Here is a 12,282-nt window from a genome sequence, read left to right on the forward strand (position 1 = left end):
ACTGCCAAGGTTGCTGACCGGCCAGCGCCAGAGGTGCTGAAAGATTCCAAAGCAAGTGGGTAGTCAAAAATTTCGCGTCAGCTGGTCAACGCAAAGAAAGACGAGCAGGATCATCAGCCAGGCTGCCGCCGCAAGCGCCGCAACGCGAAGAAGGGGTGACTCCTCGTCCAGATGCATGTATCGCCAGTAGATAAGGCCGGATTTGGCGACAGCGATGCCGAGGCTGATCGCCAATCCCGATAGTCCGGTGAACAGGAAACTGGCGGCGATGGTTCCGGCAAGAAGAAGGATCAGGAGCAGCCAGATGAGCACGAGAGAATTGAGGGCGCGAGGCATCGTCACCTCGCCAGATAGAAAAGCGGATAGAGGAAAATCCAGACGACATCGACGAAGTGCCAGTAAAGCCCAGCGGTGATGACGACGATCGCGCGCTGCGGCAGGGGATAGGCGCCGCTGGCCACTCGGATGGCAAGGACGCAGAGGAGTGTGATGCCGATAACGAGGTGCAGCGCGTGCAGCGATGTTGCGACGAGATAGAGATCCATGAACAGATGCTGGGCATTGCTGGTGTAGCGCGTGGCGACCCCAGGGACAGGCAGCAGACCTTCGTCGAATTCCGCATGATACTCATAGGCCTTGACGGTCAAAAAGACGAGGCCTAGAGCGGTCGCCAGAGCAAAGCGCGAGGCGGCAGCGCCTGCCTTGCCACACTTGGCAGCCTCGGCGGCGAGAGCCACGCAAAGGCTGGAGGTCAGAAGCACGACCGTATTGGCGCCGCCGATGCCGAAATGCAGGGCGCGGGAGGCCTGGACGATCTCTGCAGAGTGAAGGAGCCGAAGGCTCAGTGCAACGGCGGCGATGCCGCCGAAAAGCATGATCTCGCTGCCGAGAAAGACATACATGCCCATCATTGCCGCGTCATGCTGCTGGCGGCCGTCTCGATAAGGTTCGGTCACCGGATCCGTCTCAGCCATCCTCCTCCTCCATCTCGATCTCGTAGTCGTAGGGCGGCTTGTCGACGACAGGAATCTCTTCGAAGTTGTGCTTCGGCGGCGGCGAGGCCGTCTGCCATTCCAGCCCCGTCGCCTCCCAGGGATTGTCGCTGGCCGGCGCGCCGTAGCGCATCGAATAGACGAGGTAGACGAGCGGCATGAGATAGGCCACGCCGAGGAGGCCCGCGCCGGCGCTCGAAAGAACATGCCAGACCTGAAATGCCGGCGGATAGATGTGATAGCGGCGCGGCATGCCGAGATAGCCGAGGATGAACTGCGGGAAAAAAGTCAGGTTGAAACCTAGAAAGATGAAGATCGCCGCCAGCCGGCCCCAGACCAGCGGATACATCCGGCCGACGATCTTCGGCCACCAGTAGTGCAGGGCGCCGAAGAAGGCCGAAACCGTGCCGCCGACCATAATATAGTGGAAATGGGCGATGACGAAGTAGGTGTCGTGGACATGCACGTCGATCGCCAACATGGCCAGCATCAGCCCGGTCAGTCCGCCGAAGACGAAGAGGCCGATGAAGGCCATGGCGAAGAGGAAGGGCGGGTCGAGCGAGATGTGCCCTTTGAACAGCGTGGCGGTCCAGTTGTAGACCTTGATCCCCGAAGGCACGGCGATGGCGATGCTGAGGAAGGAGAAGGCCGCACTGGCGTAGATCGACTGTCCCGAGACGAACATGTGGTGGCCCCAGACGAAGAAGCCGAGGGCGGCGATGGCGATCGACGATCCTGCGACGAACTGATAGCCGAAGATTGGCTTGCGGGCGCCGGCCGCGACCAGCTCGCTAACGACTCCAAGCGCCGGAAGTATCATGATGTAGACGGCCGGGTGGCTGTAGAACCAGAAGAGGTGCTGATAGAGCAGCGGATCGCCGCCGAGCGCCGGATTGAAAATGCCGAGGCCGAACAGCCGCTCGGCCGAGATCAGCATCAGAGTGATCGAAAGGACCGGCGTCGCCAGCACGAGGATGAGCGACGTCGCATAGATCGACCAGACGAAGAGCGGCAGCCGGCCCCAGCCCATGCCCGGGCAGCGCAACTTGTGAACCGTCACGATGAAGTTCAGCCCGGTCAGGATCGAGGAGAAGCCGACCACGAAGACAGCCGCCGCTGCCAGGATGACGTTGCCGTTGGCATACATGGTCGAGAGCGGCGTATAGAAGGTCCAGCCGGTATCGACGCCGCCCGCGATCAGAACGAAGACGGTAAACAGGCCGGCAATCATGTAGATGTACCAGCTTAAGAGATTGAGCCTGGGAAAGGCGAGATCCCTGGCGCCGATCATCAGCGGGATCAGAAAATTGCCGAAGGTATTGGGGATCGAGGGGATCAGGAAGAACCAGACCATGACGACGCCGTGGATGGTAAATGCCCGGTTGTAACCGTCATTGGTCAAGAGATCCGCGGCAGGGGTCAACAGGTCGAGGCGGATGAGGGCGGCGGCGCAGGCGCCGACGAAGAAGAAAAAAGTGATCGAGAAAAGATAAAGAATACCGATGCGTTTGTGATCGGTGGTCAATAGCCAGGATCTCAGGCTGTGGCCGGCGCGGAGATAGCTCAGCCGTTCCGCCGCTGTCTCCGACAGGCCGCGGTCGTCGAGATTTTCGGGATCGGGCCGCTGCTCCGTGGTAAAAATCATTGCGTGGCCTCGCCCGGTTTCAGCGATTTGAGATAGGCGACGATCTTGAGCACATCCTCTTCGCTGAGCGTGTTTTTGAAGGTCGGCATTATCGCAGGATATCCGGCGGCGATCTGCGACTGCGGTAGCAGGATGCTATCCCTCAAATATTCGTCGTCGGCGATCACAACCTCTCCGGACTGCAACGGTACCGGATTGCCATAAAGGCCGACAAGGGAGGGCGCATGGACGGTGGAGGCTGGGCCATGGCACCCGCTGCAGCCACGACCGCGAAACAGGGCGGCTCCTTCGGCTACAAGCGACGGATCGTTGGAGGACTGGCCGAGCCACTTGGTATAATCGGAAGGGCTCATGGCGACGAAGCTGCCGGTCATCTCGGAATGGTTGGTGCCGCAATATTGTGAGCAGGCGATGCGATAGGTGCCGGGCATGTCGGCGATGAACCAGACGCTCGTGTAGCGGCCCGGCACGACATCCTGCTTGATGCGCAGCGCCGGGATGAACAGGCTGTGAATGACGTCCTGCGAGGCCATGGTCAGCTTAACCGGCTGGCCCGTCGGCACATGCAGCTCGTCGATCTCGGCCTGGCCCTCCGGATGCTGGAATTTCCACATCCATTGCTTGGCGACGACGTCGATCTCAAGCGCATCGACTGGCGGGCGATGGAGCCCGGCGAAGAGTTCGGTCGACCAGACGTAAAAGCCGAGCAGGGCCAGGAACGGGATGACCGACCACGAGACCTCGACCGCGACATTCCTGTTGACCGGATGTTTGCGGTTTGCGCTCCTGCCACGACGGTATTTGACGGCGAAAACGATGATCAGGATGAAGACCGGGGCCGACAAGGCGACGATCAGAACCGTAAAGCAGACCACGAGCAGATCAACCTGATGACTGTAGCTGGAAATGCTGGCGGGCCAGAGGGGGATGAAGCTCACGGGCTCTTACTCCCCGTCGTAAGCCCGGTGCGTCGCCGCTCCCGCAGCAGCGCCAGGGCGACCCCGCCGCCCCCGAGCGCGATCGTTGCACCGCCGGCGATACGGAGCGCCAGTCCGATCACCGACGAATAGCGGCCAGTCACCGGATCGTAATGATAGCAGAGCAACAGGATCTGGTCGCTCCAATCGCCGGTCTGCCCGCGGCCGGCCTCCGTCAGCGCCAGCTTGAGATCGTTGGCCTCCGGCGCCAGCCCGTAGAGCCATCGGCTGAGATGGCCATCCGCCGTCAGTACCGCGACGGCCGCGTCATGCGCATATTGGCCGATGTCGGGATCCCAGGCATAGCGGTAGCCGAGCGCGTCGGTCACGGCGTGGATGTCGGCCTCCTTGCCGGTCAGCGCGTGGATGCCCGTCGCGGCAATATCAGGAAAACGCAGCCGCAGGTCGTGAAGCGATTCCTCAGCCTCCTTCGGGCCTTCCTTGGGATCGATGCCGAACGCGACGATGGCGAAATCGCCGAGCGGCCGGAAGCGCTGGCCCTCGACGGCTTCCATCAACCCCGAAAGCGTGACGCCGCAGATATTCGGGCAATTGTGCAGCACCGGGACCAGCAGCATTGGCTTGCCGCCGGCAAGCGCGCGCAGCGTGACCGGATGACCGGCTTCGTCCTCAAAGGGCCGGTCGAGCGGGATAAGGACGTTCGGCTTCTGATCGATGCCGGTCACCTTAAAGGGATCAAAGGGCGCGGCGGCGGAAGGCGAAGCGACGAGGCCTGAGAGGATGAGAACGAGCAGCAGAGCAAGCCGCGTCATGGATTGCCCCCTTGCCTGTCGACTTGATCCGGCCAGCCGCGCGTGGCGAGAATTGCCATCGCTCGATCGATCGGGATATGGGCGATCTGGTTGGCCTTGTCGGTCCAGCCGTAACCTTCCAGGCGGCCTTGGGCCTGCGCCTGCAGCCGCGCGCGATCGGCCAATGGCGAGACCTCAAGGCGCGGGCCGCCTAGCGGCTGCGCGCGAAAGGGCCTCGAGGGCGGCTGCGGGACCGGCTTGACCAAGCTCAGGATGCCGAATGCGATGAGGATCGACAGGCCAATGCCGGCAAATAGACCGACGCCGGCGAGGAGGATGACGCGTATAGAGACGTCACTTGCTTCGTATCCTGCAGCATCCGGCTGCCGTCGGGCCTTTCGAGCGAGTGTCATTGCCTCGCCTCCATCGGCCGGCACGATTGCAGCTTTGCCAGGAGCGTCGGCGCCCGCCAAAGGACGGCAAGGCTGAGAAAGGCCAGGCCGAGAAGCGAGACCAGATAGGCGACGACGCCGAGCGCGATATTCCCGCTCAGGGTCGGCAAGGTCAGCCAGGCATATTCCAATGATCTTCCGGCGAGGATGACAATGGAGAGCGTCAGGACCCAGGTGCGGCTGCAGCGGATCGGCGGGAAGAACAACAGGAAGAGGGGCAGCAGGTTGAAGCCGGCGATCAACATTTCGATAACCGCCCATGGCCCCGTGCCGCGTTCCTGGAACCACACCACGCCCTGAGTGAGATTGCCGGACCAGATGATGAAATATTGCATGAAGGCAAGATAGGCCCAGAGCAGGATTGCCGTTATCAGCAGGGCGCCCAGTAGCCCCGTCCGGGCAGGGACGCCTGAGGCAAGCCGCAGGAGGATCAGCATGGCGAGCGCCGCCAGCATCTGGCCCGAGAGAATGTAAAGGCCGAAGCCGGAGGAATGGAATTGGGCATCGAGTGACATCAGCCAGTCGACCGCCAGCAATCCGTGCGCGACGACGAAGACGATAAGCCCGACCGCCGCCGGCGGGATGGAACGATCCGCCTGAATGATCCTCCAGCCGAGCAGGCATGCACCAGCCAGGATGATCACGGTCCGCAGGTCGAAGAAGGCAGGAGAGAGATAGACGGCCTTGACCCCTTCCAGCGACCCGCGCCGCGCCCATTCGTAGATCCAGTTCTGGCCGATCAGCACCGGCAGCGATGCCGCGAGTACGAGCGGCAGCAGCAGTATCGACGCTTTCGTGACGGAGCCAAGCTCGTCGTGCCACGCTCCGGGAATGATCCTCATCATCATGGCGAGGCAGAGTGCGCCGAGCGGCAGGGCACTTGCAAAGGCAAAGCCGGCCAGCCAGCCGGTCAGCGCAGCCGAGGGGGAAAGGAGAGCGGTTGCCCCGGCCACGCAGCAAAGAACGACACCCGCAACGGCAAGCATTCGTGTCGGCAAGGTCTCGATGCGGTTCATGAGCCTGCCTCCCGTGCCTTGTCCTGGTCCTGCTGCGGCAAACTGCTTGCTGCGGCGTTCTGGCTGAACTGCAGGGCGCGGATATAGGCGGCGATCGCCCACCGGTCAGAGGGCGACAACCGATCGGCATACGGGTACATGACCCCGTGGCCATTGGTCATCACATCGACGAAATAGCGCGAGGGCGCATTGCGCAGCCGGTCGATATGGAAGCTCGGCGGATGCGGGAAACCGCGGGCCGGCACCGTGCCGTCGCCGTAGCCTGCCGCGTCGTGGCATGGGGTGCAATAGATGCCGAAGCGCTCCTGTCCTCGCCTCAGGAGATCGAGTGTCATGGCGGGACGGGTGGCAAGGGCGGCGGCTTGCCCCGGATCGTCCCGCGCCACCGTTCCCTGCGGCGGTGCCTGCAGCGCCTTGCCATCGGCAAACAGCGAGCTCTTTTCATAGGAATCATAGCGTGGCTGATGGTTCATGTCGTCGCAGGCGGCAAGCAGCATGAGGCACAGGAGAAAGAGCGGGCCGTATCTCATTCCGGCTGCTCCGTATGCTCGACGACGTCGATGCGGACAGGATCGAGGCCTTCCAGGAAGTGGCGCGTGCGCTGCGGGTGAAATTGCTCGTCGTTGCTGAAGAGCACGAGAAAGAACTTGTCTCTGCTCGCCAGATGAAATTCCGCGACGTCGAAGACCGGATGGTGCAGGCGCGGCAGGCGGTTGAGCAGCAACATGCCGACGATCGCAAAGAGCACGGCAAAGAGCACCGTCAGCTCGAAGGTGATCAGCACGAAGGATTGCCAGGCATAGACCGGCCGGCCGCCGATCTCGATCCGGTAGGCGTAATTGGTCCAGAGCTGCAGCCCATAGCCGCTCGCGGCGCCCAGGAGACCACCGATCAATGTCAGCCAGGGCACGGCATTTTCCTCGAAACCGATCGCTTCGGTCAGATCTCCCACCGGGAAAGGCGAATAGGCGTCGAAGGCACGGAATCCTGCCCGGCGTGTCCGCCGGGCACTTTCGACGAGGCGTTCGGGACTGTCGAATTCGGCCAGGAGGCCGAAAATCTCGCTGTCGGGACGGGGCTCACGCATGGCTTAGATCCCCCGTCTCATGCAAGGCTTCCTTGACTTCGAAGACGGAGATCACCGGCAGGAAGCGCACGAAGAGTAGAAAGGGCGTGAAGAAGACGCCGAGCATGCCGGCATATAGGGCCCATTCCCATATGCTCGGATGATATTCGCCCCACGAGGAGACGAGATAGTCTCGATAGAGCGACGTGGTCAACAGCATGTATCGCTCGAACCACATACCGACCGTCACCGACAGGCCGATCAGGAGCAGGATAACCGGCTGCTTGCGGACGGAACCGAACCACAGGAGCTGCAGCGGCACGAAATTAAGGATGACGGCGCCCCAGTAACTGTAGGCATAGAGGCCCGTCAGGCGATCCATCAACGTGCCGACGTCCTGCATCTCGCCGCCATAGAGCGTGTCGAAGACCTCGGCCCAATAGCCGTAGGCCGTCATAAGGCCGGTGGCGAGCAGGAAGCGGCCGAGCAGGTCGAGATGGCGCTCGGTGACGAGATCGCTAAGCCCAAGCGCGTGCCGCAGCGCAACTGCGATCATCGCCACGACGGCAAATCCGGAGAAGGCCGCGCCGAGTACGAAGTAAGGTGGAAACACGGTCGAGTTCCAGCCGGGAATCGGGCCGGCGGCGAAGAGCAGCGAAATTTCCGAATGGACCGAGACGACGAGTGGAACGGCGATGGCGGCCGTCAGTCGATAGGCCTGATTCCAGCGCGCCCAATGCCGGGCCGACCCGCGCCAGCCCAACGCCGCGAGGCCGTAGAGCACCTGCTGCCAGCGCTTTCGCGCCCGGTCGCGCACCGAGGCGAGATCGGGGACGATGCCGATATACCAGAAGAGCACGGACACGGCGAGATAGGTCAGCACCGCGAAGAAATCCCAGCTGAGCGGGCTCTTGAACTGCGGCGAGATGGTCATCGTGTTCGGGTAAGGGGCGATCCAATAGAAGAACCAGGGCCGCCCGAGATGCAGGATCGGATAAAGCCCGGCGCAGACGACGGCAAAGAGCGTCATGGCTTCGGCGAACCGGTTGAGCGAATTGCGCCAATGGGCATTGAGGAGCAGCAGCAGGGCGGAGATCAGCGTGCCGGCATGGCCGATGCCAAGGAACCAGATGTAGTTGGCGATCGCCAGGCCCCAGTTGACGGGAATGTTGTTGCCCCAAACGCCGACGCCGTAGATGAGCAGCACGCTTGCGGAAACGATGAAACTCGAAAGCAGCAGCAGCGAAACCGAAAAGCAGATCCACCAGGCCTTCGGCGCCGGATAGCGGAGCGGAATGCGCGTGATTTCCCGGGTGATTGCCGCGTCCTGGCCGGCGGTCGTGTCAGTCATCACGCGGCTCCTTTCCGGTCAGCGTCTTGTCCTCGATGCGCGCAAGATAGGTGGTGCGTGGCCGCGTGTTGGCGTCTTCGAGGAGCGCGTAATCGCGTGATCCGGCCTTGCGGCGACTGACGGCGGATTGCTCATCAGCAACATTGCCGAAGACGATCGCCTGGGTCGGACAGGCCTGCTGGCAGGCCGTGACGATCTCGCCGTCGCGGATCGGTCGTCCCTCCTTGTCCGCCGTGATGCGCGCCTCGGCTATTCGCTGGACACAGTAGGTGCATTTTTCCATGACCCCGCGACTTCTCACCGTCACGTCGGGATTGCGCATCGCCCTGATCGATTCCTGATCGTTGCCCGTGAAGTCGAACCAGTTGAACCGCCGCACCTTGTAGGGACAATAGGAGGAGCAGGTGCGCGTGCCGATGCAGCGGTTGTAGATCTGCAGGTTCAGCCCGTCGATCGAATGGACGGCGGCGTTGACCGGACAGCCCATCTCGCAGGGCGCCTGTTCGCAATGCATGCAGGGAACCGGCTGGAAATAGGATTCGGGTTCCTCGATCGGACCTTCATAATAGTGGTCGATGCGCAGCCAGTGCATCTGACGGCCCTCCGCCACCAGGTCCTTGCCCACCACAGGGATGTTGTTTTCCGCCTGGCAGGCGGTAACGCAGGCATTGCAGCCGATACAGAGATCGAGATCGATCGACATGCCCCAGGAAGGATCGGATTTAGGCCGGTCCGGATAGAGGGATGGGGGTTCCAGCCTGTCAGCAGGCTTTGAGTTCGGATCTAGGTCCGCGACATCGGCCGTATGGATGAAATCGAAGCCGTCGATCGCCTGATGCAGCTGCGTCGTCGCCACGGCGATCTTATCGCCGGTTGCCTCCAGGGTGATACCCGATCGATGCCAAAGTTCATCCGAACGCCGCAGCGCGTAGGCGTCGTAGCCGAGGCCCGCAGCGAGCGAGCCCTTCATCCTTCGGCCGTAGCCGAGGGTCACCGCGATGGTATCGGCTTGCTGGCCAGGCATGATCCAGATCGCGCCGGCAATCGAGTCGTCGCCTGCGGTCAATCGCACCTCGTCGCCGTTCTTCAGGCGCAATCGTGCGGCGAGCTGGTTGCTGACTTGGATGATATTGCCCCAGGTGATCTTCGTCAGCGGCCGGGGCGTCTCCTGCGCCCAGGCATTTTCCGAGAGCGTTCCGTCCCAGACGCCGGCGTCCGGTCGGATGACCAATGTCAGCTCACCGGCTTGATCGGGCGCGCGCGGGGGAATATCGCGATTGACGACGGATGGTGTCGTCAGCGGCAGGGCGGTGCCATCCACGAAGCCGCGGTTGAGGCTCTCGGTAAAGCGGCGGTCGAAATCCGTTCCCCATTCCGCCTGCCAGGTCTGGCGCACCGGATCGCGGTCTCCGGCGGCACTGCCGATAAGATTTTCCATGACCGCATGCAGCGAACGCACGTCGTAGAAGGGACGGACGAGCGGCTGGATGAGGCTGACTGCGCCATCGACGGCGCGTGCGTCGCTCCAGCTTTCAAGTTCATGCTGCAGCGGCACATGCCAGTGACAGAGCGCGGCGGTTTCGTCGACATGCAGGCCCGCATGGATCCGGAAATCGACCGTCTGCAGCAGATCCTGAAAATCGAGATCGGCAGGGGCCATATAGGCGGGATCCGTACCGAGAACAGCCAGCGTCGACACCCGTCCTGCTTTGATATCCGCCGCCAGCACCGGCAACGATCGCCCCCCGTCCGGCGGTACCGCGAGGACCGGATCGGAAAAGCGCAAGGTGGTGCCGAGATTGCCGATCCTTTCGTTGAGCATCACGCCAAGAGCCTGAGCCTGAACCGGATGATGCGCACCGACCAAAAGCAGCGATTTGCCGCGGGCAGCCTTGAGTGCGGCCGACGCGGCGTCGCACCATTGCCGCTCGCTATCCGAGAGGGGCTCGTCCGCCGGCATGTCCATGCCGAGACGGGTGCCCAATCCGCGCAGAAGGCGGTCCATCGCATTCACCGAAGCCGCCAACCGCCTGTCCGCCATCGAGCCTGTGGTGGACGGCGTCGGTTCGGCGACGAAGAGGCGGTTTTCGCCCTGCCGGCTTTGCCGCAGGCGGCGCCGATCCGCAAACAGCCGGGCATTGAGGGTCTGGCGCGGACCGTGGCCAAGAAAATCGTCGTCCAGGCTGACGATGGTTTCCGCCCTGTCGAATGCGGGATGAGGCTGGAAAGGCCGGCCGAAGATCTGCGCGGAGGCAGCGAGCTGCAGGTCGTTCGAGACCGGATGGCAGACATGCCAGCGGGCTTTCGGCCAGCGCTGCATCATCCCCGCAATCTGCCGGACGAGCGTCGGAGAGCTCACCGCCCCGGTCAGCAGCCGAAAACCGTCGCCTTGCACCTTGTCCAGCGCTGCGGCTCTTGCTGCCATTTCGCTGTCGAAGGCGTTCCAGTCGGCAGGCTTGCCGTAGTGGAGCGGCTCCTGCGAGCGGCCGGGATCATAGAGGCCCAGAAGCGCGGCCTGGGTGAAGGCGTCGGTGGCGCCGAGGGAGGCCGGATGATCCGGATTGCCCTCCAGTTTGACGGGCCGACCGGTGAAGGTCTTGCCGAGCACCGGTTGGGCATAGCCGGCAAGCGCGACGGCGGTGGCATACCATTTCGCGATGCCGATGGTGACATTGTCAGGCGCATCGACGTAGGGCAGGGCGGTCTCGTCCGCTTCGCCCTTGCAGGCCGAAAGTCCCGCGAGAGCCAGGGAGGCACCCATGATCTTTAGGAGGGATCGCCGGTCGAGGGCGGGGACACGGCTGGAAAGGGCGGGAAATTCTTCATCGAGATAGCGATTGAACAGAACCGTGTCGGCCAATTCATCCAAAGCGCGCCAGAACGACTTCCCCGCATTGCCGGCCAGCGCTTTGCGTATTTGATCCGCTGCCTTGTTGGATCGGACTTCGTTCATTCGGGTCACCTGTGACATATGTTGCATTGGGTGAGCTTGGCGGGCTCGATACCGTAGGTTTTCATCGCCAGCTCGCCGAAATCCTTGTGACGTTCGGGATGGGCATCCCAGTCGGACCAATCCATGCGTGTGACTTCAGCGGGTGGACGCAAGTTCGGCGCGGGATTGCGGTGGCAATCCAGGCACCATTGCATCTGGAAGGGCGCTGCCCGTGACATCAGCGGCATCTGATCGACGCGGCCGTGGCATGTCACACAGGGGACGCCGCGGGTCACATGGACTGAATGGTTGAAGTATACGTAGTCGGGCACGCGTGATACGCGGTTCCATTGCAGGGGCACGTTGGCCGCAAGGCTGTGCCGGATGGGTGCCAACATCGTCGCACCGGTCCAGATCTGCGAATGACAGCTCATGCAGATATGGGTTGCGGGCAGACCTGCATGCGCGCTGGTTTCCGTCGATGTGTGGCAGTAGCGACAGTCTATACCGAGGCCGGCTACATGGTGCTCGTGGCTGAAGGGGACGGGTTGGTCCCGTACCCAACCGACAAGAGTGCCATAACTGGAATCGGCGTAGCCGCCGACGAGTAGGACAACGAGAAAAATGCAGAGGAACGCAGCGAGCAGCGAAGCACGAAGTCGCGTGTCAGCGGAAGCCGTGAATATCTGCGCCACTTTATGCCTCTAATCGCTACGTCAAACAACGTCTAACCTGAGGGGGTCGCAAATGTTCCTGTGCTGGATTGCTCATTATCATAACGCCGTGCTTATTGGCTGAGCGCATAGCGTTACTGATATAAGGGTCGTGCATCGGCATGGCCGCCCGACATGGCAGCCTAGAGAGGGCTCCGCTTGCACCTATTGCTTTGTTCTGTCGACTGCGTGAGGGATTCAGGACGCGCCCTTCGCTACTTTGTGAATAGGCCGCTCCCAAGTTCATCGCACCACTAGTGTCAGCCTTGTTCTGCGACGCTTTCCTGATTTCTTTGGCAGGACACTGCTCCTGATCAAAAACGCGTTCTGTACGTGGGGCGATCGCGAATAATTGGCGTCTCGCATGTAAGCGGCCGCAGCTTGTG

General features: G+C 62.2%; 12 protein-coding genes. All 12 read right to left on the reverse strand.

Annotated features, from left to right (window positions below; genetic code table 11):
• Positions 1-63 precede the first annotated feature (63 nt).
• Genes HGP17_RS10480 through HGP17_RS10535 form a run of 12 tightly spaced genes read right to left on the reverse strand, consistent with a single transcriptional unit; the run spans position 64 to position 11,878 of the window.
• A complete protein-coding gene (locus HGP17_RS10480) occupies positions 64-336 on the reverse strand; it encodes a cytochrome C oxidase subunit IV family protein (protein ID WP_168808606.1) in 273 nt (90 codons plus the stop codon).
• Between the two features lie 2 nt (positions 337-338).
• Positions 339-974, reverse strand: coding sequence for a cytochrome c oxidase subunit 3 (locus HGP17_RS10485; protein ID WP_168808608.1), 636 nt, complete (start codon positions 972-974; stop codon positions 339-341).
• On the reverse strand, positions 967-2,637 hold the full coding sequence (locus HGP17_RS10490) for a cbb3-type cytochrome c oxidase subunit I (RefSeq protein WP_168808610.1): 1,671 nt from the start codon (positions 2,635-2,637) through the stop codon (positions 967-969). Before HGP17_RS10490 ends, HGP17_RS10485 begins: the two co-directional genes overlap by 8 nt.
• Entirely contained in the window at positions 2,634-3,575 is a 942-nt protein-coding gene (gene coxB, locus HGP17_RS10495) for a cytochrome c oxidase subunit II (protein WP_168808612.1), read from the reverse strand. Before coxB ends, HGP17_RS10490 begins: the two co-directional genes overlap by 4 nt.
• On the reverse strand, positions 3,572-4,387 hold the full coding sequence (locus tag HGP17_RS10500) for an SCO family protein (RefSeq protein ID WP_168808614.1): 816 nt from the start codon (positions 4,385-4,387) through the stop codon (positions 3,572-3,574). Before HGP17_RS10500 ends, coxB begins: the two co-directional genes overlap by 4 nt.
• Positions 4,384-4,779 carry a hypothetical protein gene (locus HGP17_RS10505; protein WP_168808616.1) on the reverse strand — a complete coding sequence of 132 codons (396 nt, stop codon included), beginning with the start codon at positions 4,777-4,779 and terminating at the stop codon, positions 4,384-4,386. The genes HGP17_RS10500 and HGP17_RS10505 overlap by 4 nt, the downstream gene beginning before the upstream one ends.
• Entirely contained in the window at positions 4,776-5,834 is a 1,059-nt protein-coding gene (locus HGP17_RS10510) for a hypothetical protein (RefSeq protein ID WP_168808618.1), read from the reverse strand. The genes HGP17_RS10505 and HGP17_RS10510 overlap by 4 nt, the downstream gene beginning before the upstream one ends.
• Positions 5,831-6,364, reverse strand: a complete 534-nt coding sequence (locus HGP17_RS10515; protein ID WP_168808620.1) for a cytochrome c — start codon at positions 6,362-6,364, stop codon at positions 5,831-5,833. The genes HGP17_RS10510 and HGP17_RS10515 overlap by 4 nt, the downstream gene beginning before the upstream one ends.
• The gene (locus HGP17_RS10520; protein WP_205925916.1) at positions 6,361-6,921 is read right to left on the reverse strand and encodes a DUF3341 domain-containing protein; all 561 of its coding nucleotides are present in this window, start codon (positions 6,919-6,921) and stop codon (positions 6,361-6,363) included. Before HGP17_RS10520 ends, HGP17_RS10515 begins: the two co-directional genes overlap by 4 nt.
• The gene (nrfD, locus tag HGP17_RS10525) at positions 6,914-8,251 is read right to left on the reverse strand and encodes an NrfD/PsrC family molybdoenzyme membrane anchor subunit (RefSeq protein WP_168808622.1); all 1,338 of its coding nucleotides are present in this window, start codon (positions 8,249-8,251) and stop codon (positions 6,914-6,916) included. The genes HGP17_RS10520 and nrfD overlap by 8 nt, the downstream gene beginning before the upstream one ends.
• Positions 8,244-11,204 carry a TAT-variant-translocated molybdopterin oxidoreductase gene (locus HGP17_RS10530; protein WP_168808624.1) on the reverse strand — a complete coding sequence of 987 codons (2,961 nt, stop codon included), beginning with the start codon at positions 11,202-11,204 and terminating at the stop codon, positions 8,244-8,246. Before HGP17_RS10530 ends, nrfD begins: the two co-directional genes overlap by 8 nt.
• Before the next feature lie 5 nt (positions 11,205-11,209).
• A complete protein-coding gene (locus tag HGP17_RS10535) occupies positions 11,210-11,878 on the reverse strand; it encodes a cytochrome c3 family protein (RefSeq protein ID WP_168808626.1) in 669 nt (222 codons plus the stop codon).
• Between the last annotated feature and the right edge of the window lie 404 nt (positions 11,879-12,282).

The sequence above is a fragment of the Rhizobium sp. P38BS-XIX genome, from assembly GCF_012641435.1.
Lineage (GTDB): Bacteria > Pseudomonadota > Alphaproteobacteria > Rhizobiales > Rhizobiaceae > Rhizobium.